23 protein-coding genes are annotated in these 23,605 nt (G+C 67.6%); 5 read left to right on the top strand and 18 right to left on the bottom strand.

What is annotated here, in order from left to right; all coding sequences use genetic code 11:
- Positions 1 to 19: 19 nt before the first annotated feature.
- Genes A5694_RS14685 through A5694_RS14655 form a run of 7 tightly spaced genes read right to left on the bottom strand, consistent with a single transcriptional unit; the run spans position 20 to position 8,297 of the window.
- On the bottom strand, positions 20 to 1,009 hold the full coding sequence (locus tag A5694_RS14685) for a cyclase family protein (RefSeq protein ID WP_064922618.1): 990 nt from the start codon (positions 1,007 to 1,009) through the stop codon (positions 20 to 22).
- Complete coding sequence (locus A5694_RS14680; RefSeq protein ID WP_064922553.1) at positions 997 to 1,827, bottom strand: coniferyl-alcohol dehydrogenase; 831 nt, start codon at positions 1,825 to 1,827, stop codon at positions 997 to 999. The genes A5694_RS14685 and A5694_RS14680 overlap by 13 nt, the downstream gene beginning before the upstream one ends.
- Positions 1,824 to 3,134: an LLM class flavin-dependent oxidoreductase gene (locus A5694_RS14675; RefSeq protein ID WP_064922552.1), complete on the bottom strand. Its 1,311-nt coding sequence runs from the start codon at positions 3,132 to 3,134 to the stop codon at positions 1,824 to 1,826. Before A5694_RS14675 ends, A5694_RS14680 begins: the two co-directional genes overlap by 4 nt.
- Positions 3,131 to 4,867, bottom strand: coding sequence for an FAD-binding protein (locus A5694_RS14670; RefSeq protein ID WP_064922551.1), 1,737 nt, complete (start codon positions 4,865 to 4,867; stop codon positions 3,131 to 3,133). The genes A5694_RS14675 and A5694_RS14670 overlap by 4 nt, the downstream gene beginning before the upstream one ends.
- Positions 4,864 to 5,793, bottom strand: coding sequence for a 3-carboxyethylcatechol 2,3-dioxygenase (locus A5694_RS14665; protein ID WP_234787932.1), 930 nt, complete (start codon positions 5,791 to 5,793; stop codon positions 4,864 to 4,866). Before A5694_RS14665 ends, A5694_RS14670 begins: the two co-directional genes overlap by 4 nt.
- Complete coding sequence (locus tag A5694_RS14660; protein ID WP_019736503.1) at positions 5,750 to 7,432, bottom strand: bifunctional 3-(3-hydroxy-phenyl)propionate/3-hydroxycinnamic acid hydroxylase; 1,683 nt, start codon at positions 7,430 to 7,432, stop codon at positions 5,750 to 5,752. The genes A5694_RS14665 and A5694_RS14660 overlap by 44 nt, the downstream gene beginning before the upstream one ends.
- A gap of 1 nt (position 7,433) precedes the next feature.
- Positions 7,434 to 8,297: an alpha/beta fold hydrolase gene (locus A5694_RS14655; RefSeq protein WP_019736504.1), complete on the bottom strand. Its 864-nt coding sequence runs from the start codon at positions 8,295 to 8,297 to the stop codon at positions 7,434 to 7,436.
- A 137-nt stretch (positions 8,298 to 8,434) separates the two neighbouring features.
- Here A5694_RS14655 and A5694_RS14650 point away from each other — a divergent pair, with 137 nt between their 5' ends.
- From A5694_RS14650 to A5694_RS14630, 5 genes are all read left to right on the top strand, one after another.
- Positions 8,435 to 9,136: an IclR family transcriptional regulator gene (locus tag A5694_RS14650; RefSeq protein WP_043336171.1), complete on the top strand. Its 702-nt coding sequence runs from the start codon at positions 8,435 to 8,437 to the stop codon at positions 9,134 to 9,136.
- Between the two features lie 29 nt (positions 9,137 to 9,165).
- Positions 9,166 to 10,788, top strand: a complete 1,623-nt coding sequence (locus tag A5694_RS14645) for an FAD-dependent oxidoreductase (protein ID WP_064922550.1) — start codon at positions 9,166 to 9,168, stop codon at positions 10,786 to 10,788.
- A 217-nt stretch (positions 10,789 to 11,005) separates the two neighbouring features.
- Positions 11,006 to 11,431: a hypothetical protein gene (locus A5694_RS14640; RefSeq protein WP_234786590.1), complete on the top strand. Its 426-nt coding sequence runs from the start codon at positions 11,006 to 11,008 to the stop codon at positions 11,429 to 11,431.
- 85 nt (positions 11,432 to 11,516) lie between these two features.
- Positions 11,517 to 12,311 (top strand): VirB8/TrbF family protein, encoded by a 795-nt coding sequence (locus tag A5694_RS14635; protein ID WP_064922548.1) that lies wholly within the window; start codon positions 11,517 to 11,519, stop codon positions 12,309 to 12,311.
- Positions 12,308 to 12,937: a hypothetical protein gene (locus A5694_RS14630; protein WP_064922547.1), complete on the top strand. Its 630-nt coding sequence runs from the start codon at positions 12,308 to 12,310 to the stop codon at positions 12,935 to 12,937. The genes A5694_RS14635 and A5694_RS14630 overlap by 4 nt, the downstream gene beginning before the upstream one ends.
- Before the next feature lie 25 nt (positions 12,938 to 12,962).
- On the opposite strand, the gene A5694_RS14625 is transcribed toward A5694_RS14630, so the two are convergent.
- The 11 genes from A5694_RS14625 to A5694_RS14575 all read right to left on the bottom strand — a co-directional run.
- A complete protein-coding gene (locus A5694_RS14625) occupies positions 12,963 to 13,430 on the bottom strand; it encodes a hypothetical protein (RefSeq protein WP_064922546.1) in 468 nt (155 codons plus the stop codon).
- 33 nt (positions 13,431 to 13,463) lie between these two features.
- A complete protein-coding gene (locus tag A5694_RS14620; RefSeq protein ID WP_185746578.1) occupies positions 13,464 to 13,883 on the bottom strand; it encodes a hypothetical protein in 420 nt (139 codons plus the stop codon).
- Positions 13,884 to 13,900: 17 nt separating this feature from the next.
- Complete coding sequence (locus A5694_RS14615) at positions 13,901 to 14,407, bottom strand: hypothetical protein (RefSeq protein WP_064922545.1); 507 nt, start codon at positions 14,405 to 14,407, stop codon at positions 13,901 to 13,903.
- A gap of 17 nt (positions 14,408 to 14,424) precedes the next feature.
- The gene (locus A5694_RS14610; protein ID WP_064922544.1) at positions 14,425 to 15,969 is read right to left on the bottom strand and encodes an MCE family protein; all 1,545 of its coding nucleotides are present in this window, start codon (positions 15,967 to 15,969) and stop codon (positions 14,425 to 14,427) included.
- Complete coding sequence (locus A5694_RS14605; protein WP_064922543.1) at positions 15,970 to 17,130, bottom strand: MCE family protein; 1,161 nt, start codon at positions 17,128 to 17,130, stop codon at positions 15,970 to 15,972.
- Positions 17,127 to 18,584 carry an MCE family protein gene (locus A5694_RS14600; protein WP_064922542.1) on the bottom strand — a complete coding sequence of 486 codons (1,458 nt, stop codon included), beginning with the start codon at positions 18,582 to 18,584 and terminating at the stop codon, positions 17,127 to 17,129. Before A5694_RS14600 ends, A5694_RS14605 begins: the two co-directional genes overlap by 4 nt.
- Positions 18,581 to 19,675 carry an MCE family protein gene (locus tag A5694_RS14595; RefSeq protein ID WP_064922541.1) on the bottom strand — a complete coding sequence of 365 codons (1,095 nt, stop codon included), beginning with the start codon at positions 19,673 to 19,675 and terminating at the stop codon, positions 18,581 to 18,583. The genes A5694_RS14600 and A5694_RS14595 overlap by 4 nt, the downstream gene beginning before the upstream one ends.
- Before the next feature lie 46 nt (positions 19,676 to 19,721).
- Positions 19,722 to 20,750, bottom strand: coding sequence for an MCE family protein (locus A5694_RS14590; protein ID WP_064922540.1), 1,029 nt, complete (start codon positions 20,748 to 20,750; stop codon positions 19,722 to 19,724).
- A complete protein-coding gene (locus A5694_RS14585; RefSeq protein ID WP_234786593.1) occupies positions 20,747 to 22,048 on the bottom strand; it encodes an MCE family protein in 1,302 nt (433 codons plus the stop codon). The genes A5694_RS14590 and A5694_RS14585 overlap by 4 nt, the downstream gene beginning before the upstream one ends.
- A gap of 21 nt (positions 22,049 to 22,069) precedes the next feature.
- Entirely contained in the window at positions 22,070 to 23,239 is a 1,170-nt protein-coding gene (locus A5694_RS14580) for a thiolase C-terminal domain-containing protein (RefSeq protein WP_064922539.1), read from the bottom strand.
- Positions 23,236 to 23,605 (bottom strand): Zn-ribbon domain-containing OB-fold protein (locus tag A5694_RS14575; RefSeq protein ID WP_207516016.1); only part of this gene is annotated, 370 nt, incomplete at its 5' end. The genes A5694_RS14575 and A5694_RS14580, both read right to left, overlap by 4 nt.

Here is a 23,605-nt window from a genome sequence, read left to right as displayed (position 1 = left end):
ATGAGCTCCTCGCCCGTGGCTACTTGATCGCGATCGGGTTCACCGGCGACCCCACCCCACCGGTCACCCGCAACGGTGGCGCCACCAATTGGAATTCGTAGACCCCGTCGGCGGCGCAATCGGCGGCCAGTGCGCCCAGATCCCAGTACTCCCCCAGCATCATTCCCATGTCCCGCAGGCACAGCATGTGCAGCGGCAGGAAGGTGCCCTCGACGCCGGACACCGGGTTCTCGACCATGAGGTTGTCGGCGGCCACCGCGGCGACGTCATGGGAGTGCAGCCACACCGCACACCGCCAATCCAGCCCGGCGCCCGGTTCAGCGCCGTCACCGGTTTGGGTAAACCGTGTCCACCACCCGGTTCGGACCAACACGATGTCGCCGGGGCCGACCGTGACCTGCTGGGCGCGTGCCACCTCGTCGAGCTCGTCGGGGGTGATCGGGGTGCCCAGCGGCAGGAAGGTGTCCACACCGCGGTGGGCGACCACGTCCAGCAGCACCCCGCGAGAGGTGATGCCCTTGCCGTCGACTTTGTCGATACCGCAGTGATAGGCGCCCAGGCTGGTCACCGAATTCGCCGGGAAGCCGTTGTAGAGCTTTTCGTCGTAGTAGACGTGCGACAGCGCGTCCCACTGGGTCGCCGCCTGCAGCGGCATGACGATCATGTCGTCGTTGAAGCGGAACGGGTTGTCAGTGAAGAATTCGCTCAACTGCTGCGCCACCACGTTGCGGTGCCAGTCCGGGCCGTAGCGCGCCAGCGTGCTCACATCGCCGCCATCGACGGTCATCACGTGAATCGGATTGTGCCGGAACTGGAAGGCGCCCTGCGGGCCCGACGAGCCGAAGTCCACCCCAAGCGGGAAGACTTTGCCGTGCCGCACCAGCGCGGCGGCCTCGGCGACCTTCTCCGGCGTGATCAGGTTCAGCGTGCCCAGCTCGTCGTCGTCGCCCCAGCGCCCCCAGTTGCGCACCGCCTCGCCGACGCGGCGGAACTCGGTCAGGCCGGCCACGGACACCCTCCGTTCGCAAACATGGCGGCCGTTCGGCCGGCGAGGTTACCGCCGTCGACCCAGAGCACCTGACCGGTGACGTAGCCGGCTGCCGAGCTGTTGAGAAACACCAGCGGTGCGGCCTGTTCGCCCGGGCTGGCCACCCGCCCCAGCGGTTTGGGAATCTCATCGAGATAGCCCTGACCGTAGCTGCTGCGCAATTGGTCGAGGATCGGTGTTTCGGTGACTCCCGGTGCGGTGCAGTTGATCCGGATACCGCGACTCGCCAGCCGATCGGCGGTGAGCATGACGTAGAGGATCACCGCCTCCTTCGAGAGCCGGTAGCCGCCGTCGGCGAGCGCGTCGGGATGCGCCCGGCACCACTGCAATCCGCCGGCCACGCCTGCGGAGTTCAACAGGCCGGCCGTAGTCTGGGCATTCTCCCGGTAGGCTGCGGCCGCCAGCGACGAGACGTTGGCGATGCCCGATCCTGCCGGCATCGCCGGCAACAGTGCCTCGGTGAGGTGGCGCATGCCGAGAAAGTTGATGGCCACCACGCGTTGCGGATCCCCAATGCCCGACGACACGCCGGCGACGTTGAACAGCGCATCGACGGGCGCCCGAATAGCCTCGACTGCCCGGTCGATCGATGACGGATCAGCCAGATCCAGCGGGTGGAACTCGTCGACGTGCACCGCGGGCTCGGTCTGGTCCAGGCCGGTAACGGTCGCCCCGAGCTCACCGAGCTGTCGCACCAGCTCGGCACCGATTCCCGACGCGCAGCCGGTGACCACGGCCCGTCGACCGTCGTAGCGCCACAGCCCGGGGGATGCGGTCATTGCTGACCGCGGTTCCGCTCTTCCTTCGCGCGCTGCGCGGCCTGGACCCGACCCTCATTGATTTCGGCCATGGCCTCGGGGATCTCGGTGGCGGTGAACTTGTCGCGGCCGGTCGGCAGACCACCGAACGAGTAACCCTCATCGAACTCGGGTGCGGTGGATTTCGGCCGCCGGGCCTCCAGCTTCTCCAGCACGGGCGCAAGCCTCTTGGCCTTGTCGGCCACCGCCTTCTCGTCGCGTTCGATGAACTCCGGCAAGACCTGCCTACCCATCAGTTCGATGGCCTCCATGGTCGCTTCGTGGCTGCGCGGATTCAGCAGCAGGATAATCTCGTCGACGCCACTTTCCTCGTAGCCGCGCAGGAATTCCCGCACCATCTCCGGAGTACCGATCGCGCCGCGGCCGGGGCCGTAAGCCAGCGTCGGGTCCTTCTCGACTTCGTCTAGGTAGCGTTCCCACACCCCGGTCCGGCCGGGCGTGTGCTGACCGGTCATGTAGTAGTGCATGATCCCGAACGAGAAGAAGCCGCCGCCCTTCCCGAGCCGGTCGAGGGCCTGTGCTTCGGTGGGAGCCACCATCATCGACAGGTCACCGCCGATCGCCAGGATGTTGGGGTTCACCTGCGGGGTGACCGGGACACCGTTCTCTTCGAGTTCTTTGTAGTAGCCATTGACCCGCTCGGCCAGCGGGCCGGGCCCGGTGTAGGCGAAACTCAGGGCGCCGATGCACTTCTCGGCGGCCATCTGGATCGATGCCGGCCGGGTGCACGCCACCCAGACCGGCGGGTGCGGCCGCTGCAGCGGTTTGGGGACGACATTGCGGGCCGGCATCTGCACGTGTTCGCCGCGAAATCCGGTGAACGGCTCCTCCGTCATGCAGCGGATCGACACCTCGAGGGCTTCCTCCCATTGGGCGCGTTTGTCGGCGGGGTCGATGCCGAAGCCGCCGAGCTCGCCGACCGAGGACGACTCACCGGTGCCGAACTCGACGCGCCCGTTGGAGAGCAGATCCAGGGTGGCGACGCGCTCGGCCACCCGCGCCGGGTGGTTCACCACCGGCGGCAGGTGCATGATGCCGAAACCGAGTCGGATGTCCTTGGTCCGCTGACTGGCGGCGGCCAGGAAGATCTCCGGCGCAGTGGAGTGGCAGTACTCCTCGAGGAAATGATGCTCGGTCAGCCACACCGTCGAGAACCCGGCCTTGTCGGCCGCCTCCACCTCGTCGAGGCCGTCCTGGAACAGCACATGCTCATCGTCATCGGACCACGGACGCGGCAGCGCGAATTCGTAGAACAGTGAGATCTTCACGGGTTACCTCCTGATTGGTTGGGAGTCTGCGCGCCGAGCGTTCGACGACTGTCTGAAATATGTTGGGCTGCCACATAACCGAAGGTCATCGCCGGGCCGATAGTGGCTCCGGCTCCGGCGTAGCTGCGGCCCATCACCGGCGACGCGGTGTTGCCCACCGCGTAGAGGCCCTCGATCACCGAGTCGTCGGCACGCAGCACCCGGGCGTGCTCATCGGTGCGCAGGCCACCGGAGGTACCGAGGTCGCCGAGGATGATCTGGAACGCGTAGTAGGGCGGCTTGCCCAGCGGATACAGGTTGGGGTTGGGCAGGGTGGGATCGCCGTAGTAGTTGTCATAGACGCTGTCGCCGCGGTTGAAGTCGTCGTCGTGGCCGGCTTCCGCGAACTCGTTGAACCGTTCCGCGGTGCGCCGCAGCCGCTCGGGTGGCACCCCGATCGCAGTGGCCAGCTCCTCGAAGGTGTTCGCCGCCTTGACCACACCGGAGTCCAGCCAGGACTGCGGCACCCGGCGCCCGGTCGGCACCGGCGCGCCGGGTACCTTCGGGATCGGCAGGTGCCCGGCGACGACGTAGCGATGGAAGGATCGTTGGTCGGTGATCAGCCAGCAGGGGATGTGGGTGGTGCCGGATTGCTGGCCGGCGATCATGGCGTGCGCGAAGTCCATGTAGGGCGCCGCCTCGTTGACGAACCGCTCCCCGTTGCCGTTGACGATGAACTGCGACGGCATCATGCGTTCGTTGAGCATGAACTGCAGGCGGCCGTCGGGCCAGCACAGCGCGGGGAACCACCACGCCTCGTCGAGCAGCTCGGTGGCGGCTCCGACACGCTCGCCGGCGCGGATGCCGTCACCGGTAGCCAGCGGGTTGCCGAAGCTCCAATCATGTTCCAGCACCGGTTGATACTGCTTGCGCCAGGCCATGTCATGGTCGAACCCGCCGCTGGCCAGGATGACACCGTGACGGGCGGTGATGCGCTGTGATGCCCTGTGGCGTTGCACCACGGCCCCGGTGACCGCACCCGAGCCGTCGGTGACGAGTTCGGTCATCGGGGTGTCGAGCCACAGTGGGATGTCGCGTTCGAGCATGGCCAGCCGCAGCCGCGCCGCCAGTGATTGTCCGATGGCGGCCATCCGGTCCCCGAACACCCTGGCGCGGAACATCCGCCACAACAGTTTGACCAGCACGCCTTTGCCGCGCCACGACTGGCGCACCTGGTAGAAGAGCCGGAGGTCCTTGGGCCCCAGCCAGATTCCTTTGGGCGCCAACGCCAGCGGGGCCAGCAGGTGCTGCTCCTCGTCGCCGAGTTTGCGCAGGTCGATGGCCGGGACGTTGATGGTGCTACCCAGCTCCGACCCGCCCGGAAGTTCCGGGTAGTAGTCGGCGTAGCCGGGTTTCCAGACGAATTCGAACCAGTTACTGGTCTGCTCCAGGAACTCCATCATCCGCGGTGCGGCATCGACGTATTGACGCAAGCGCGCCTCATCGACCAGGCCGTCGGTGATGGCGCGCAGGTAGGTGACGACACCCTCGGGGTCCGGGGCGTAGCCCTCGCGGCGCTGCGCCGGCGCACCGGGCACCCAGATACCGCCGCCGGACAAGGCGGTTGATCCGCCGAAGTACGCCGACTTCTCCACCACCAGGGTGTCCAGCCCGCGGGCGTCGGCGGCCAGCGCTGCGGTCATACCGCCGCCGCCGGATCCGATCACCAGCACGTCGACGATGTGATCGGTCATCGGCTGACCCCCGCAGGTATTGCGGTGCGGATGGCGAAGCCCGCGATCAGCTCCGGGGCCGGGCGGTAGTAACGGTCGACCGTGCGGTAGCCGCCCTGGGCCGCCAAGGCGGCGAACGCTGCTGTCCAGGTTCGGATTTCGTGCGCCGAGCCCCCGCCCGATTCGGTGATGAACGAGTTCGACCAGCCGCAGAGGTCATCGAGCCGGCCGCTGTCCAGGATCGACAGGAACCGTTGGTCGAAGTCCGGGTTCAGCGGGGCCAGCTCGTTCACGCCGGCCGCGAAGTCGCGCGCCGCCGCGATGACCGTGTCCTGGCGGGCCTGCCGCTGCTCGGCGCTCATCGCAGTGCCGTGCACAAGCCGGTCTCGGATCGCCGGCGGCGCAGTCGCCAGCGTGGGGATCGGCGGATCATGCGACAGCCCACCGGATCCCAACACCAGCACCCGCAGATCCAGGCTGGCCAGGAATTCACCGACCGCGGTCCCCAGGGCGCGGGCACGGTGGATCGGCCCCAGCGGGGCGGCGACGGCGTTGATGAAGATCGGGATCACCGGGCATGCGGTGGCATCACCGAACAGCCGCTCCAGTGGCTGCACCATGGCGTGATCGACCTCCATACCGGCCGACACGGCCACATCCACACCATGATCCAGCACCGCCGCGGCGCAGTCAGCGGCCAGATCCGCGGCGACGTTCAGCGGGCCGGAATACGTGCCGTAGTCCCCGACCCCCCGCGCGGAGGTGCCGATGCAGAACGGCGGCATCAGCCGCAGGAAGAAGCCGTTGTAGTGGTCCGGCGCGAACACCACCGTCAGCTGGGGGTCGAAGCCGGCGACGAACGCCGCGGCCTGAGCGATCGCGGCCTCGACGTCGTCCATCAACTCAGGGGGCGGTCCCGGCAGATTCAGCAGCGGGCTGTGGGACATGCAGCACAGGGCCAGTGCCATCGCGGTGATCACCCCCTTCCGCGATGAGACCCAGAACGTCGAAGAGCCGGGCACTGACCTCCGCTGCGCGCTGGGCGATGCACGCCGCGGCGATGCAGCGGTCTGGGCGCAGGAACAGCACCGACTCGCTGTGTCGGTCGAACCAGGACTTCAGCTCTCCGGTGCGGTCACCGACGATGGTGACCTCGGGGTCGTCTTCGCTGCCGGGCGGGGTCCAGTGCAGCTGGGTCGATGGCCGAACGGCGATGAAGCTGGCGCCCAGCGCTTTCCACCGCCCGAAGGCGGCTTCCCCGAGCAGGACCCGGGGGTTGTTGTTCCAGGCCAGCACGGCGAATCCGGTGCCGATCACGTCGTCGAGGAGCAGCTCGGTCCCGGTGCGGGTGTCGACGCGGGGCTGAATGAACAGCGTTCCCACCGGCGAGTCCGGCCGGCGGGGCTGGTCGTGGACAACCGCGCCGTGGTCGTAGCGCGGCATCGGCTTGAACCGCATTTCCAGCACGTAGCGCTTGAGCGTGGGCACCGCCGAGGCGGCACGGATCGCCCGGTCGCGCATGGCGGCGACGCGGCGATTGGTCGGGGAGATCACCCGGCCCACCATCGTGGACAGGTCGATCATGGCTCGGGCATGCTTGCGCCGTTCGCTGTCATAGCTGTCCAGCAAACTCGGCTGCGCCTGCCCGCCGACCACGGCGGCGAGCTTCCACCCGAGGTTCATCGCATCGCGGATCCCACTGTTGTAGCCCTGCCCCTGCCAGACCGGCATCAGATGTGCGGCGTCGCCGGCCAGCAGCAGCCGGCCGCGGCGAAATGCGCCGGCGATCCGGGAATGGTGGGTGTAGACCCGGTGCCGGATCACATCGACGTCGTGCGGATGCGGCACGAAGGGGGCCAGCATCGCCGCGACGAATTCCGGGTCTTCGGCCTGCTCGTCGGTTTCGTCGGCGTGGATCATGAACTCGAAGCGCCGGATCCCGTGTGCGATCGAGATGGAGGCGTACGGGCGCGCCGGGTCGGCTCCGACCTCGCTGTTGGGGTGCCCGAGCGGATCGTTGGCGACATCGACGACCAGCCAACGGGTCGAGGACGTGGTGCCCTCGAAGGACACGCCCATCAACCGGCGGGTGGCGCTGCGTCCCCCGTCGCACCCGACCAGATAGCGCGCATTCACCTCAGCACTGCCCAGCTGCACTGTGACGCCGTCCGGTTTCTCAGTGCACCCGGTCATCGGACGCCCCCACAGCACCCGAACATGGTCGAAGCGCTCCAGGCCGCGCAGCAGTTCGGCGTCGACCAGCGGTTGCACGAAGCCGTTGCGCTTGGGCCAGCCGAAACAGGCGTCGGCGGGTGCCATCTCGGCCAGCAACCGTCGCCTGCCGTCGAAGAACCGCAGGATCTGATTCGGAACCGTATGCGGCAGGACGGCATCGATCAGGCCGATCGCCTGGAATGTACGCAATGACTCGTCGTCGAGCCCGACCCCCCGGGGATAGTCGATGAGTGTGTCGCGTTCCTCGATGACCAGGGTGCGGATCCCTTGCAGCCCGAGGATATTGGCCAGGGTCAGGCCGACCGGACCGGCCCCGACCACGACGACGTCGACATCATTGAGCGCAGTCACCTCAGCGCCCCAGCAGGAAATCCAGGTGCAGGCGGTTGAAGGTCGCGGGGTCCTCGTACTGGGGCCAGTGGCCGCAGCCGGGCATCAGCTCGAACCGGGCGCCGGGGATCATCGAAGCGATCCGCTTGCCCTCCTCGACGTCGGCCGTCGGGTCGTCACTGGTCCAGACCACCAGCGTCGGCGCGGTGATCTTGCCGTATTCCTCGGGTCCCAGCAGGTTGCGGGCCCGGATCTGCGGATCCTGCAGCGCCATGATGTCGCGCATCGCGTCGACGAATCCGGGCAGGCGGTAGATCCGCTGCCGGCTTGCCACGATGTCGTCGTAGTCCTTGGACTTGTCGGCCATCAGCCACTTGATGCGGGCCTGGACGGTGTCCCAACTGGGGTCCTCCACGGCGGCCATCGACAAGGTGATGATCCGCTTCATCACCTCCGGGTCGGCCTGGGAGCCGCCGGCGGTGTTGAGCACCAGGCGATCGACCCGGTCCGGGTGGTCGATCGCGGCACGCGCGGCCACCCAGCCGCCGAGCGATTCGCCGCTGATGCTGGCCTGATCGGCGCCGATCGTGTCCAGTACGGCGGTCAGGTGCGCGACGTAGTGCGGGATCTCCAGTGGATGGCCGGGCTTGGCGGTGTAGCCGTGACCGAGCATGTCGATCGAGAAGGTCCAGAAGTGCTCGGCGTGCGCGGCCAGATTGCGGACGTAGGCCTCGGCGTGGCCGCCGGAGCCGTGCAGCAGCACCAGCACCGGCTTGGCCGGATCACCGGCCCGGAGGTAGCGGGTGCGGACACCGCCCGCATCGAGATAGCCCTGCTCGAACGCAACGCCCTGGAGATCGCTCCAGATGCTCTCGAACTCCGGCACCGGCCACCTCTTTCCCTACAGCGCGGAAATATGATTCTCATTTTTCAGCATATTTAACGTGCTTTTATCGCACATCGATGTACGTTATATTGAAGAGCATCACTCTCGGATGGGTGGATGTCAAGGAGGCCGTGGGGATGACCAAGCCGAAGCCCGGCGCTGCCGCCGACACCGCGCCCGGGTCGCAAACTCTGGCCCGCGGCCTGGCCGCACTGCAGGCGGTGGCCGCCACGCCCGAGGGCTTGACGATCCAGCAGATCGCCGACCAGATCGGTGTGCACCGGACCATCGCCTACCGCTTGTTGAACACGCTGACCAGCTACCGGCTGGTGGCCAAGGGCGAAGACGGCCGGTTCCGCTCGGCAGCCGCCCTGGCCGTCCTGGGCGCCTCGTTCGACAACAATCTGCGCCAGCTGGCCCTGCCGACCCTGCGGGTGCTCGCCGACGAACTCGGGACCACGGTCTCGCTGCTGGTGGCCGAGGGCGACGAGCAGGTGGCCGTCGCGGTCATCGTGCCCACCCAGGTCGGCTACCAACTGGCGTTCCACGAGGGCAGTCGTCATCCGCTCAGCCTCGGCGCGGCTGGGATCGCACTACTGGCCGCCATGCCGCGACGCCCGGACGAACGCGACATCGTTCCGCAGACCCGAGAGCGCGGCTGGGTGATCACCCACGGCGAGATCGAGCCCGGGACCTTCGGGCTGGCGGTACCGGTCCGCCGCCGCCCGCCTGCACCGCCCACCTGCATCAACTTGATCTCGCACCGCGAGGACGTCGTGCTGCGGGGCCGCGATGCCGTACTGGCGGCGGCCGACCGGCTGTCCGGGATCCTCAGCTGAAATCTCCTGCCCCCGAAAGGAAGACGTCAATGCCGGCCGGTGCGCGAGTCTGGGACGACACTGTCGACGTGGTAGTGCTGGGCACCGGCGCCGCCGGGCTCACCGCGGCGCTCACCGCGGCGGTCAACGGCGCGTCGGTCGCCGTATATGAGAAGGCTGCGACCGTGGGAGGCACCACCGCGGTCTCCGGCGGTATCGCCTGGATCCCCGCGCACAACCGGGTTCCCGGCTTGACCGTCGACGCCGCGCTGGACTATCTGCGGGCGCAGTCGTTCGGCGCGATGGACGACGAACTGGTCGCGACTTTCGTGCGAACCGGCCAGGAGATGGTCGACTTCGTCGAAAAGCACAGCGACGTCCGCTTCGAGGTGGCCTCGGGCTTCCCCGACTACAAGCCGGAGCTGCCCGGTGGGCGGCCGTCCGGGGGACGCTCGCTGAGCCCGCTGCCCTATGACCTGACCGGGCTGGGTGACTGGGCGGACCGGATCACTGCGTTCCCGGCCGACTACAGCAACGTGGGTTTCGACGCCGAGACCCGCGCCCGGCTGCACGCCGACATCGAGGACGCCGCCGACGGCGATCTGTGCGTGGCCGGCACCGCGCTCATCGCCGGGCTGCTCAAGGGGCTGCTGGATGCCGGCGTGACGCCGGCGACGAGCTGTCGCGGCGTCGAACTGCTGGCCGGCGAACACGGCATCGCCGGTGTGCGGGTCGACGGTGGCGGGACCTCGCGCCGGGTGCGTGCCCGGCGGGGCGTGATCCTGGCCAATGGCGGGTTCGAATGGGACACCGCCCTGGTGGAGGCGTTTCTGCGCGGCCCCATGCACGGCGCGGTGTCACCGCCGACCAACACCGGCGACGCCCTGCGCATGGCGATGGCGCACGGCGCCGACCTGGCCAACATGGGCGAAGCGTGGTGGGTACCGATCGTCCGGATCCCCGGTGACACCATCGATGGCGAACAGCGCAGCCGCAGTGTGCGATTGGAGCGCACCCGGCCACGCAGCATCATCGTCAACCGGTCCGGGCGCCGGTTCGTCAACGAGGCCTGTGACTACAACTCGATGGCCGGCGCCTTCCACTACCTGGAGCCGCGCGGCGGCTACGTCAACGATCCCGCGTGGATCGTCTTCGACTCGGTGCACCTCAAGCGCTACGGATTCCTCGGCGTCGAACCCGGCGGCAGCGCACCGGACTGGTTCTGCGAATCGCCCGACCTGCCCAGCCTGGCCGCCAGGACCGGCATCGATGCCGGCGGTCTGCAACGGACGGTTGCGGCCTGGAACCGCGATGTGGCCGCGGGTGCGGACCCGGAGTTCGGGCGGGGCGCCAGCGCCTACGACGGCTACTGGGGCGACGATCACGCCGACACCCCGGCCGGTCGCACCCTCGGCCCGCTCGACGCCGCCCCGTACTACGCCGTGCCGCTGTCGGTGGGGGCGATGGGCACCAAGGGCGGCCCGCGCACCGACCACGACGGCCGCGTTCTGCACGTCAGCGGGGGGCCGATCGCGGGTTTGTTCGCCGCGGGCAATGCGATGGCCGGGGCGACCGGCCGTGCTTACGGCGGGGCGGGCGGCACCATCGGCCCCGCGATGGTCTTCGGGTTTCGCGCCGGACGAGCGGCGGCCACCAGGGCTCCGGAGATCTGAGCAACGGCGCCGGCACGGCTGCGCCCAACGTGCACGCACGGCGATTTTTCCCGCGATTTTTCGCACTGACTACACGCTCGGCGCGGCCCGGAAGGCTGATTCGCCGCCGGCGCTGCGCTCGTCCAGCGCCAAACCGACGGAAATGTTATTCTTCCTGGCAAAGAATTCGGATCTTTGGCAGTGCCGCTCCGGCCGGCGCGCAGCAGTGGAGGAGTCCGTGAGAACCCTGTTGACGCAGTCGTTGCTGGGTGGCGTTGCGCTCGTGGCTGCGCTGGCGACAGCGACGCCGGCGGGCGCCGACGATCCGGCACCGCACCGGGTCCGTTACTTGGTCAGTGCGACACAAACCGCGCAGGCGCTGGTCTACTACCGCGAGGTTCAGCCGCCCAACTTCGGCGAGTACAGCCACAATCCGTACCAGTACAGCCCGCGTGCCGATGTCACCGTCGGACCGAACCAGCCGTGGATATTCGAGACGACGCTGGCCGACCCGCAGGACTGGGCGATGGTGGTGGTGTCGCTGCCCGGGATGCATCCCGAGCTGGCCTCGCCCGGGTTCGTCTGCGAACTGCGCGTCGACGACGTCGTCGTTGCCACCGACGCGGGCACCAAGGGCGCGCTCTGCTCGCTGCGCACCTGGTGAGGGGCCCTGGTGCTACCGTTTCGAAGCGGTCTTGCGAGGGTGCCTGAACTCGTGGGAGCTGGGTGGACATCGGACAGGAGGGCGTATGCCGTCGCGTGATCCGGCGAAACCGGACGGCCGCGGAAAGCACGCCGCCAAGCGCGCATCGAAGGACGCGCTGACGCTGGCCGAAGCGGAGGCGAAGGCCGCCGAGGCGGCGGCGGAGTTGGCCCGCGCCCGCGCGGAGCTGCTCAAGGCTCAGCGGGGGGCCGAGCCCGAATCCACCGACGCGGTTGAGCCGGAGGCCGCACCGGACGTCGAACCCGCGGACACCGAAGCCGGTGAGCCGGCCTCGGGCGCCGATGCGGGTGCCGTCGAGGAACCGGCTGAGCAGCCCGGCAAGGTCGTGGGCATCTGGAGGCGGCTGCGGTGGGTGGCCGCGACGCTGGCCGTGCTCACGATCGGGGCGTTTCTCGCCGTCGATGTGCTGATGCTGTCCCATCATCGCGATGTCGCCCAGCGCCAACGTCAATCCGCCGAGTACGCCGCGGCCGCACGTCAGGGCGTGGTGACGCTGATGACGCTGAATTACGAAACCGTCGATGACAACGTCAAGGCGATCCTGGACAACTCGACCGGCGAGTTCAAGAAGGACTTCGAAGCCCACGCCGGCGACTTCACCAAGGTGGCCCGCGAGTCGAAAACCGTCACCACGGTCGACACCGCGGTCGCGGGGGTGGAGTCGATGTCGGACAACGAGGCGGTGGTGCTGGTCGCGGCCAACACCAAGGTCACCAATACCGCCGGAGCCAAAGAGGAACCGCGTAGCTGGCGCCTAACCGTGCACCTGGCCCGGGAAGGCGACCAGGTCAAGATGTCGAAGGTGGACTTCGCAGCATGAGCGAATCCGACAAGGATGACCCGACACCCGAGGCGGCCCGGGACGAATCGGTGACTGCCGAGACGGACGACGCCCCGGAGCGTGGCGAGCCGTCGGCGGAGCAGTCACCGACCGAGCAACCCCACGCCGGCCCGACGGTCTCAACGGCGCGCTGGGTCGCGGCCACGCTGGGCGGGCTGCTGTTGGCGTCGGCGGCACTGGCCGGCTGGCTGTACTTCGGGGTGCTTCGGGCCGATCAGCAACTCGGGCCCGCGGCCGAGCAGGCCGTGATGGCTGCCGCCGCCGACGGCGCGGTCGCGGTGTTGACGTATGCGCCCAAGACGATGGAGCAGGATTTCGCGGCCGCCGAGAGCCACCTCACCGGCGACTTCCTCTCGCACTACACCGATTTCACCCAGAAGGTCGTTACCCCGGCGGTCAAGGAGAAAGAAGTACAGACGGTGGCCGCGGTGGTTCGCAAGGGCATCGTGTCTTTGCATCCCAGCTCCGCCGAGGTGCTGATCTATCTCAACCAGACCACGATCAGCAAGACCAACCCGGACGGCTCGTTCGCGATGAGCAGCGTCAAGGTCGGCTTGGAGAAGCACGGCGACCGCTGGCTGATCTCTTCATTCGACCCGGTGTAGCCGACCGGGTGCGCAGACCGCGGCGCTACATGCGCACCAGGGCGAAGGTCCAGGTGTTCACCCCGCCCGGGCCATTCATACAGCCCACGTCGAAATGTGATTCGACGACCCCGGTCAGCGTGTTCGCATCCCAGGTGTAGGTGTCGCGCGTCGGCATCGAGGGCCCGAACGGACAGTTCAGGCCGTTAGGGTAATCCGAGGTGAACGAGTACTGGCCGTCGACCAGTCTGGCGGTCCCGCCGTAGTATCCACGGCCGAAGAAATGCGGCCGGTCGATCGCACTCACCGTCACGCAACCGGCCGGCAGGTCATCGAACTTGCCCATCGTCTCGCAGGGGTAGGCCGCCCACACCCAGGTGGCATCCGTCCACCGGTTGCTCAGGACCTCATAGTTGCCGTAGCGCATGTCGGCTGCGGCCACCGGCGCCACGGCTGTGGCAACGGCTGCCGCGGCCAGCGCGCCGAGCGCCACACCGACAGTGGTTCGTATCATGGGTGAACTCCCTCGACCAGAAGCGTTGTCCTGCTACAGATCACCGCGACGCCACAACGTTTCGCCGTCGGCGACGCAGGTCAGGAAAAGCCCATCCGGCGCCTGCGCCACCTCGCCGTCGTAGGAGTCACATTTGCTGCCCTCCTCCTTGATGCCGTGCATCTCCGGCGACCGGAACCAGCGCGGTTCGTAGCGTCGCGGCGACGCGCAGTACACCAGCCGGCCCGGCAGGGTCGACGGCCCTGCGACCGCAGACCCGAAGACGAAATATGTGGTGTTGGAGCATGGCGCACCCAGCACGACATTGGGCATGATTCCGGGAGTGCACGCCGGGACGTCGCACATCGGCACGTACGGGTCGGCAGCCGTCGGCGCAGCCGAGGTCACCGCGGCTGCCGCCCCGGCGGCGACAGCTGCCGCCGCGAACGCCATCATCACCCGGGTGTCCTGCATGGTTTCTTCCCTCACACCTAGAGCCGCTGCACGCTCAGCGGCATCAGGATCACCGTGGGCTGGTTGCGTCCGCACGCCCCGGAGACGCCGATCGTCCGGTCGTAGCCGACCAGCAGGTCGATATTGCGTTTGTCGTACTGGCCGTTGAGGTCGCTGCCCTGGAACTGGTAGCGCTGCCGGCCAGGCGACGTGGTGCCATCCGGGCAGGTCTGCCAGTTCTCGTGGAACCGGTCGACGATCCAACGCGAGGTGCGGAATTCCAGCGGAGCGGTCCAGCCCTGGTCGCTGCTCACCTGTCCGGTACAGACATGCGCATTCTCGCAACTGGAGCTGAACATCCACACCGACGAGACGGTGGCCTCGTTCATGAAGACCTCGTTGGTCTTGGCCCAGTCCCCCTTCGAGATGACCCGGTAGGGGCCGTTGAGCTCGAAGCCCAGGCCCGCCTGCGCCGGCGGTGCGGGTGTCGCCGCTACGACCAGTCCGAAAGCCGCTGTGGCGACAAATAATTCACGTGCGCGCATACGTCCTCCTTCGGCACTCAAGATGGCATCAAGTCGGTCCACGACTTGGGTCCGGAACCGGGCACCAGGTTGGTTTGCTGCTCGTAGCGCCCGTCGGGGGTCATGTACTTGCCGGTGTTCGGGTCGTAGGGCACCACGGCGACCGAGGGCGTCTGGTCAGCACTCCCGTCGTGCCCGGCGAACGGCGGCGGCGGCGCCGGCACCACCGGCCGCGGGGAATCGGGCGGCGTGCCCGACGGGGTGGCCCACGGCGGCAGCGGGGTGCCCACGACGGGAGCGAAGAGCCGGTCACTGAAGTCGACGCGGTCATCGACCGGGATGCCCTGCTTGAGCAGGTTCGGGTCGAACGCCCCGGGGCCGGTGAGGTGCTGCCGCATCGCGATCGGGACGAACCCTTTGGGGTCGTCGCAGAGTTCGACGGTCGGCGCGCGCTTGCCCGGGTGCTCGATACAGGGGAAGTTGCGGGCGCCGCGCACCGATACCGGTGAATCCTGCGGCAGTTTGCAGTACAGACCGTCGGGGGTGTCGATCGTGGTCGTGTCGGCCGGCGAACGCCAGGATGACGGCGGCAGGAACCCGACGGTGCAGGGATTCGGGTCACCGAAGGTGAGCGTGAAGTCGCCCTGCGGCAGCCCGGTCGGGTTGTTCTTGGGCAGACCGAATGACTGCTGGGCCGCAATGTATCCGGGCAGCAGCACCATCAACTGCTCCAGCGATGGGTTGTAGACCATCAGCACCTGCCCGAGAGTGTGCAGGTTGGCCAGCAGGATCGGCAGCGTCGGCTTGAGATCCTGCATCAGGCCCGAGACTTCGTCGGCGAATCCGGGGCCGCGTTGCAGGATCGCGCGCAGCTGTGGGTCGTTGGCGGCTACCTGTTCGGAGATCCCGGCCATACTGCGCGCCCAGGTCCGGATCGCATCAGTGCTTCGTTCCTGGGAGTCCAGCAGTGGCGCACCGTCGTCGACCAGCCTGCGTACCTTGTCCGAGACCCGGTTGGCGTCGCCGCTGATGGTGGTCGCCGAGTCGAGCAGTGACTGGAAGTCGTAGCCGGCACCGTCGAACGCCTGGAAGGTCTCGTCGAGCAGATTGCTGAGCTTGTCCTTCGGGATCGAGTCGACCAGGGCACTGACCTGATCGAGCATCGGACCGACCTGTTGGGGCACTTGGGTGTCGGAGGCCGCGATCACCGAACCGTTCTGCAGGTACGGACCGCCGTCGCTGCGCGGCTGCAGGTCGACATACTGTTCGCCGATCGCCGACACGCTGCGGACCGCGGCCACCAGGTCGGCCGGAATCTTCGGCGACCGATCCAGCGACAGCGTGGCACGCACACCGTTGCCGGTCAGCGCGACATCGGTGACCGTGCCGACCTGCACCCCGTTGTAGGTGACGTTGGAGAATCGGTAAAGCCCCCCGGTTTCGGGCAGGTCCAGCTTGACCACCACCCGGCCGATCCCGAGCATGGTCGGCACCTGCATGTAGCCGAAAAGCATGGCTGCCACGCCGATCACCGACGCCACCAGGAACAGGATCAGCTGAATCCGGACAAAGCGTGTCAGCATCTAGCCACCGCCTCCCGAGGCCACCGCTCCCGGCGGGGCCTGACCCGATGACCGCAGAATCGGCTCTTGCAGCGGATCGTAGGAATAGTTCAGGTACCAGGGATCACCCGGCGCCGGAACCAGTTTTGCGTCCTCGTCGCCCCACTGCGTGCCGGCGAACATGGCCCGCTTGAGTCGCGGTTTGGTGAGGTCGAAGACGGCGAACAGGTTCAAGAAATCGCCCCGCACGGCGCGCTCGATCGCGTTGGGGCCGTAGGGGAAGGCCGAGGCGTAAGCCACTGCCGAGTTGAGCTCCGGTCCGATGTCGGCCAGCGAACGCAACGCCGGTTCGATGTGGATGAGGTCGGAGACCAGTTGATGCCCGGAGTCGTTGACCAGACCGGCCGATAGGTCGCTGAACTGCCCCAGCTTGGTCATCGCCGTGACGAACTTGGGGCGCTCCCTGATCAAGACGTCGATGGCCGGGGGGATCTTGTTCAGCGCACGGTTGATGGTGTCGCGCTGCCCGGCAAAAGTCGTGGCCGCCCGGTTCATCTCGCCGATGGCCTCGACGATATTGTCCCGCTGCCGGTCCAGCGCGCCGGTGAAGTTGTCCAGCCGGACGATCAGATCGCGAATGTCGGCTTCGCGTCCCGCCATGGAGGCGCTGAAGTTGTGGATGATGTCACCGATCTGACCGAGCCCGCCCCCGTTGACCAGCACCGCCAGCGACGAGAGGGTCTGCTCGGTGGACGGATAGGTCGACGAGTCGCTCAAACCGATGGTGGCCCCCGACATCAGCCGCCCCGTCGGCGCCTGCCCGATCGGCGGATTGAGCGCTAGGTGCATCGAACCGAGCAGGCTGGTCTGCCCGACGGTCGCCACCGCATTGGCCGGGACTTCGACGCCGGGGTTGACTGCGATGTCGACGTTGGCATGCCAGTTGCTGACGGTCATCTTGCCGACGCTGCCGATCACCACGTCGGAGAGCATCACCGGCGAATTGGATTCCAGTGTCCCGACATTGGCCAGCTGGACCGTGAAATGCTGCGCCCCGGCTCCGCGGCCCTGAACACCCGGCAGAGCCATCGAGTTGAGCCCACCGAAGGCGCAGCCGGTCGCAGTGCAGCAGACCAGGAAGGCGACCGCCGCGCCACGCCGCAGTGAGTGCAGACCGATCATGGCGTGGGTCCCCCTTCTGCGGGCAGCGGTCCCGGCGGTCCGGGCGGCGGGCCGGGTAGCGGCGGGCCGCCCGGCAGCAGCATTCCGTCGAACGTGGTCGGGCTCGGCAGCGGCACCCCGGGGATCAGCGGCGGTGTCGCTGCGGCGGGCAGTCCGTCCGGTGCCAAGGAGCCGCGTGGTTGTAGCGGATCCGTCCAGCCCGGGGGCGGGGGGACGTCACCGTGCAATCCGGTGTAGGCCGAGATCGACGGCTCCTGTTCGGGCAGGTTGCCCGGGTGCTCCGCGTGCGGCATCAACGCCGGGTCGGTGTAGATCAACTTCTCCGGGCTGGCCGCCTTGGTCAGATATGGGGATATCGGCAACGGGAGCCCGTTGAAATTCAGCAGCCGCAGGGCCGGCCCGAGGTATTGCTCGCACAACTTGCCGGTCTCGGTCGACGTCGCGTTGCCGATCGCGCCGGTCATCGTGCAGATCGCTTGAACCGGGTTGCTGAAGTTGGCAAACGCGAACGAACCCACCGGGGTCCCGCTGGACACGTTGTACATGTTGAGCGTATTGGCGATCGCGTTCGGGGTGATATGCAAGATGTTGCGGATCGCGTTCTTCGAATCAACCAGCGTCTGGCTGACATTGGCCACACCCTTCAGCGCCTCGGCGGTTTCGGCGCGGCTGCCCGCCACGAAATCCCGCACCGTGTCGATCGCGCCGGCGAAATCGGTGAGAGCTGCATCCAAGTTGGATCGGCTGTCGTTGACCACGCTCGTCAAGGTGGCGAGCCGGGATTCGAACACCACGATCTGCTGATCGCTGTCGCGCAGCGCAGTCACGAAGGTCTGCAGGCCCGAGATGATGTCGACGATGTTGCCGCTACCCTCGGCGAAGATCCGGGCCATGCCGGACAGCTGCGCCAACGTCTCACGCAGCTTGGCGCCGTTGCCGTCCATCGCGTTGGCCGCACTGTCGATGAAGCGCGACGCCGATGTTCCCGAGACGCCGCTGCGCGGCCCCAATTCGGCGGCAAGCCGATTCAACTGGGTCTTGACCTCGTCCCACTCGACCGGGACCGCGGTGTGCTCTCGCGGGATCACTGCGCCATCAGGCAAGGTCGGTCCGTCACCGCGATGGTAGGCGGGCGTCAACTGAACGAACCGCGCCGCCACCAGGTTGGGCGCGACGATGACAGCTTTCGCGTCGGCCGGGACCGGCACCTTGCGGTCGACCCGCAGGGTGAATTTCGCCTGCGTACCCTGCGGTTCGATGCGGTCGATGGTGCCGACCTTCACCCCGGCGACCCGGACCTCGTCACCGGGATAGATCGCGGTCGCCGAGGAGAAGTACGCGGTGATCCGGGTCGGTTTCAAGATGGTTTGGCGGACCAGGATGCCCGCACCCGCCAGCAGCAGCAGTGCCACGAGGGCGGCCGCCGCCATCTGCAGAGGTTTACGAGTCTTCATCGGGGCGGCAAGTCTCCTGGTTGCGGAATCCCGTTGATCGGGAACGGCAGTTCGGCACGCGGCCCGGCATTGTCCGGCGGTTGCCCAGCATCGACGCCGCGCCGGAAGCCAAAGATGTAGTCCATGAACGGCTGAAGCAGCTGCGGCAGGAAGATGTTCGGCACGTAAGCGCTGTAGTAGGCCCCGTTGGACACCGTCTCGCCTTGGGTGAGTTCGTATTTCGCCAGGCCGGGCAGCGCCTTGGCGAGGTTGTCCCGGTTCTTCTCCAGGATCTTGTTCAGCTCGATGATCTTGTCGAGCGTCGGTTTGAGCTGTTCGTTGTTCTGGGCGACCAGTTCGGACAGCTGCCGCGACACCGCCGACGTGCTCACCAGTAGGTTGACGATTGCTTGCCGTCGGGTGTTGAGCACTTCGACAAGGCTGTCGGCGTCCAGGATCAGCGAATTGATCTGCTTGCTGCGTTCGGAGAGCACACCGGTGAGATCCGCGGCCGACTTCAGCAGGTCGGCAAGGCCTTCGTTGCGGCTGTTCACCGCCCGGGACAGCCGGCTCAGTCCGTCGAACGTCGGCCCCAACTGCGGAGCAATCTGGTCGATGGTGTCCGAGAGGGTGTCCAGCGACCGGTTCAGCGACTCGGTGTCGGTGCCGGCGGTATTGGAGGTCAGTTCGCCGACGACGTCGACCAATGAGTACGGCGACGACGTACGCGTGAGCGGGATGGCCTCGAGCGGACGCATCTTGCCGCTGCCGGCCGGCTCCACGGTCAGCACTCGCTCGCCGAGCAGCGACCCGGTGCGGATGTGCGCGGTGGTCTGCGATCCCAGCGGGTACTTGCCGGCCAAGGTGAACGTCACCAATGCGTCGCCGTTGTCGAGGGCGACATCGGTGACCGAGCCGACCTTGATCCCCGACAGCGTGACGTCGGCACCGGTGCTCAGGCCACCGGCTTCGGCGAACCGGGCCTGGTAGCGCACGCAGGTGGCCCACTGGATCAACTGCTCGGGCTGCAGCCCGATCGCGACCACGAAGGCCACGACCACAATGCCGATCAAGCCCATCCTGCTCAGATGGCCGCCGCGATACTTCAGCATCAGCGGGCCCCCCGCCGTGCCGGCGCGGGACCGGGCAGCGTGCTGCTCACTCGGTGTCGCTGCATCGGCCCTCCTCCGCTTTGATCCACGGGAACACCGCGGTGCGTCCCTGGGTGTCGCTGACCCGGATCTGGACCGCGCAGAGGTAGTACTGGATGAACCCGCCGTAAGCGCCGAGCCGGATGGCCTTGCGGTAGTTCTCCGGCGCCTTCTGCAACGACATGTCCAGGCCGGCCAGGTCGGCGTTGATCGCGGTGGTCAACCGATCGACCTGAGTGATGGTGTGGGTCAACGGATCCCGCGCGTTGCCGAGCAGATCGGCCAGCGACGCCGTGCCGCGGTCCAGTGCCGTCACCGCGGTCCCGATCGGGTCGCGGTCGGCCGCCAGCCCGGCGACCAGCTTGCCGAGCCGGTCGATCGCCCCGGAGAACCGCTTGTCGCCGTTGGACAAAGTGGCCAGCGTCGTGCGCAGTTGGTCGATCAGGGACTCGATCACCTGGTTGTTGTCGGCCAGGGAGGTCGAGAACGACGACGTCCGCGACATCAGTGAGTCGATGGTGCCGCCTTGGCCCTGCATGATCTGGATCAACGAGGCCGTGAGCGAGTTGACGTCGGTGGGATTGAGTCCACGGATCACCGGCTTGAGGCCGTTGAGCAACAGGTCCAGATCCAGTGCGGGCGCAGTCCGCTCCAGCGGGATCTCCGAACCCACCGGCAACAGCCGGGTCGAGCCCGGCCCGTCCGTCAGTTCCAGATAGCGGTCACCGACCAGGTTCAGGTAACGCACCGAGGCCTGTGTGCCGGTGGTGAGCGGAATGTTCCGGTCGGCCCGGAATTTGACCAGCACCGTGCCGTCCGGACGCAGGGAGACGCGACCGACCGTGCCGACCCGGACTCCGGCCACCCGCACGCTGTCGCCGGCCTTGAGCCGGGAGGCGTCGGAGAAGACCGCCTGGTAGCCCGCCGTCGGTCCGGTCCGGACCTCGGCGAAGATCGCGAACAGAAATATCGTGGCCAGCACCATCACCGCGGCGTAGATGCCGAACTTGACCAGGGGTCCCAGTTCTCTTCTCATCCCGGCATCCCCACCTGGGCGCTGTTGCGAGGCGGCCCACCGATCGGTCCGAACAGCGCCTGCTTGAGGCCATCGGAGTTGAGCAGGATGCCCTGGTTGCCGTATTCGTACGGGTTCGCTCCGGTGTCGGCGATCAACGCGGGCACCCGGTATTCCGGCGGTACGTCGGGCAGGCCCAGTTCGGTGCAGTAGGAACGGTCGGAGCGGGCCGCCACCTTCGGCAGATGATCGGGGTAGCGGTAGCGTTCCTTGGCCAAGGTGAAGCTGGCCGTGATGATGATGCCGGGCACATGGAACGGCACGGACTTGGCGAACGGCACCAAGCCGCCGATCGAGCAGCCGAGTTCCTCGTGGTATTTATCCAACAGTTGCGCGGTCGGCTCCAGCACGTGCGTCAGGTCGGTCAGGGCCTGCCGGTTCTCGCCCAGCACCTCGTTGCCGGTATCGGCAAGACCGATCGCGGCCATCAGGAAGGTGTCCAGGCTGTTCTGCTCGGCCACGATGCTCTCACTCATGGTGTTGGTGGCGCCCAGCGCGGCGGTGAGATCGGGCGCCGCGTCGGCGTAAGACCGGAACACCGGTGCCATGGTGGCGGCCTCGTGTTCCAGGGTGCCCAGGCTGGGCTCGATCTCGGCCAGCAGCTTGTCGAAGTCGGTGAGCGCCTGCCCCAACTTCTGCCCGCGTCCGTTGAACGCGGTCGAGACCGCACTCAGGGTCTCGTTCAGCTTCTTCGGATCGATCTTGTCCAACACCCGCACCAGTTGCTGGAACACCGTGTTGATCTCGACGGTGACATGCTCGCCCGCCAGCACCTGGCCGGCATGCAGCCTGGTTGCATCCGGATCCGGCGGCGCCACCAACTCGACCGACTTAGCGCCGAACACGGTCGAGGAGGCGATCCGGGCGGTGACGTTCGCCGGAATCAACCGCAGTTGCTCCGGTTGCATCTCCAGCCGCAGGACCGCGGTGCCGTCCGGTTGAGGATCGATGGCCCCGACCTTGCCCACCTGAACCCCGCGCAGTTTGACCTTGGCGTCGGGATACATCACCAGACCGGCCCGCTGCGAGACCACCGTGACCGGCACCGTGCCGGTGAAGCTGCCGCGGAACAAGCCGATCGCCAGCCCGACGACCACCGCGATCGTCACGATCGTCACCAGCCCGACCAGGGGCCGCAGGTAGGCCGGCTGCTCCCGGCGCTGACCGACGGCCCGACGTCTCCGCGCGGTGGAACCCCGCTGGTCCGAGTCGTCGACTTGTCGTCCCAACGGTGGATCTGCGGTCGCCCCGAGAACCATTACCCCGCCGTCACCCTGCCGTCAGCGTGATCCATCGCCGCCCCCTTCCACGATGGTGACCGCCGATACCGCAGTCGGACCGCCGATGTTGTGCGCCAAGCCGATCCGGGCGCCATCGACCTGATTGACCGCCGTACCGCGCAACTGCTCGAAGAGTTCTACGCACTGTGCCACACCGGTGGCACCCGGGGGGTGGCCTTTGCATTTCAAACCGCCACTGGGGTTCACCGGCAGCGCGCCCCCGACGCTGGTCACCCCGGTTTCCAGCAGTTTGTAAGCCTCGAACCGTTCCGCGAACCCGAGATCTTCGTAGCTGATCAGTTCCACCCCGGTGAAATAGTCGTGCACTTCGGCGACGTCGATGTCGGCCGGCGTCAATCCGGCCATGGCGAACGCCTGCTTGGCGGCGCGCACCGTCGCCGGAAACGTCGTCATGTCGCGCTTGTGCTGGTGCATCACCGAGTCCAGGCCCAGCCCGACCCCGCGAATCCACACCGGTCGATCGGTGAAGCGGTCGACCACGTCTTCGGCGGCGAGCACCAAAGCGGCCGCGCCGTCGCTCTGCGGCGCGCAGTCATAGACGCCGAACGGCGACACCACCATGGGGGCTTCGAGGGCTTGTTCCAGGGTGATCTCGAAGCGCAGCCGAGCCTTGGGGTTGGCCACTCCGTGCCGGTGGTTCTTCACCGCCACCATCGCCAGATGTTCCCGGGTGGCGGGCGATTCGTGCAGATAGCGCTGCAGATGCAAGGCGAAACCGGCGGGGGCCACCAAGCCGAGCGGATAGTCCCACGCCATGTTGCCCACCGCCCCCTCCCAGGCCCACAGCATGTCCTTGGTGGCGATCTCACGGAGTTTGTCCGCGCCGATGACCAGGGCGACGTCGAGCGCGCCGGAGGCTACCGCGAACAGTGCGTTGCGGACCGCGTCGTTGCCGGTGGCGCAGGAGTTCTCCACCCGGGTGACGGGCAGGTCCGGCAGCCCCAGTGTGTCGGCCAGGATCCCGGACGGAAAGCCGTCGGTGGTGCCCAGCGCCCCGAACCAGGCCGCCTGGACATCGGTCTTGGCCAGTCCCTTGTCGACGGTCGCGGCGCACTCGGCGAAAGCCATCGGCAACAGGTCCTTGATGCCCAGCGCGAAATGCTCCCGGAATGGCGTCATCCCGGCGCCGACAATCGCCACGCGTCTCATGCGACCGCCTCCGGTTGATCCGCCGGGTCGAACGGCTCGAAGGCGTAGCCGTAGTCGGGCACCCCGGAGCGCACCGCGATCCGGCGCAGCACCAGCCGGCCGCGGTCGCCGATCCAGGCGCTGCCGGCCGGGGCTCCGGTCACCTTCACCAGGGCCCGGACCGCGACGTCATCGAGCTCGACGATCACCAGCGAGTAGGGCGTCCGCAGACCCGGGACCGGCAGGTGCACGCTGACCTCGGTGTAGACGGTGCCGGTGCGAGGGAGTTCCACCAGCTCGTAGTCGGTGCTCAGCGTGCTGTCCGCGCCGACCCGGTAGCGCGGCGGGAAGTCGAGTTCGTCGCTGTCGGGGTGCTTGCCCGCCTCC

The organism is Mycolicibacter sinensis (assembly GCF_001667945.1).
GTDB lineage: Bacteria > Actinomycetota > Actinomycetes > Mycobacteriales > Mycobacteriaceae > Mycobacterium > Mycobacterium sinense_B.
Note: the sequence above shows the minus strand (reverse complement) of the source record. Positions and strands in the feature narration are given on the sequence as shown.

Excerpts from the sequence above, each read along its gene's own strand:
- A5694_RS14665 (WP_234787932.1), bottom strand. The coding sequence starts at position 5,793 with ATGTCCCACAGCCCGCTGCTGAATCTGCCGGGACCGCCCCCTGAGTTG.
- A5694_RS14670 (WP_064922551.1), bottom strand. The coding sequence starts at position 4,867 with ATGACCGATCACATCGTCGACGTGCTGGTGATCGGATCCGGCGGCGGC.
- A5694_RS14605 (WP_064922543.1), bottom strand. The coding sequence starts at position 17,130 with ATGATCGGTCTGCACTCACTGCGGCGTGGCGCGGCGGTCGCCTTCCTG.
- A5694_RS14625 (WP_064922546.1), bottom strand. The coding sequence starts at position 13,430 with ATGATACGAACCACTGTCGGTGTGGCGCTCGGCGCGCTGGCCGCGGCA.
- A5694_RS14635 (WP_064922548.1), top strand. The coding sequence starts at position 11,517 with ATGCCGTCGCGTGATCCGGCGAAACCGGACGGCCGCGGAAAGCACGCC.
- A5694_RS14610 (WP_064922544.1), bottom strand. The coding sequence starts at position 15,969 with ATGCTGACACGCTTTGTCCGGATTCAGCTGATCCTGTTCCTGGTGGCG.
- A5694_RS14595 (WP_064922541.1), bottom strand. The coding sequence starts at position 19,675 with ATGCTGAAGTATCGCGGCGGCCATCTGAGCAGGATGGGCTTGATCGGC.
- A5694_RS14615 (WP_064922545.1), bottom strand. The coding sequence starts at position 14,407 with ATGCGCGCACGTGAATTATTTGTCGCCACAGCGGCTTTCGGACTGGTC.
- A5694_RS14580 (WP_064922539.1), bottom strand. The coding sequence starts at position 23,239 with ATGAGACGCGTGGCGATTGTCGGCGCCGGGATGACGCCATTCCGGGAG.
- A5694_RS14650 (WP_043336171.1), top strand. The coding sequence starts at position 8,435 with ATGACCAAGCCGAAGCCCGGCGCTGCCGCCGACACCGCGCCCGGGTCG.
- A5694_RS14585 (WP_234786593.1), bottom strand. The coding sequence starts at position 22,048 with ATGGTTCTCGGGGCGACCGCAGATCCACCGTTGGGACGACAAGTCGAC.
- A5694_RS14600 (WP_064922542.1), bottom strand. The coding sequence starts at position 18,584 with ATGAAGACTCGTAAACCTCTGCAGATGGCGGCGGCCGCCCTCGTGGCA.
- A5694_RS14645 (WP_064922550.1), top strand. The coding sequence starts at position 9,166 with ATGCCGGCCGGTGCGCGAGTCTGGGACGACACTGTCGACGTGGTAGTG.
- A5694_RS14620 (WP_185746578.1), bottom strand. The coding sequence starts at position 13,883 with ATGCAGGACACCCGGGTGATGATGGCGTTCGCGGCGGCAGCTGTCGCC.
- A5694_RS14590 (WP_064922540.1), bottom strand. The coding sequence starts at position 20,750 with ATGAGAAGAGAACTGGGACCCCTGGTCAAGTTCGGCATCTACGCCGCG.
- A5694_RS14630 (WP_064922547.1), top strand. The coding sequence starts at position 12,308 with ATGAGCGAATCCGACAAGGATGACCCGACACCCGAGGCGGCCCGGGAC.
- A5694_RS14680 (WP_064922553.1), bottom strand. The coding sequence starts at position 1,827 with ATGACCGCATCCCCCGGGCTGTGGCGCTACGACGGTCGACGGGCCGTG.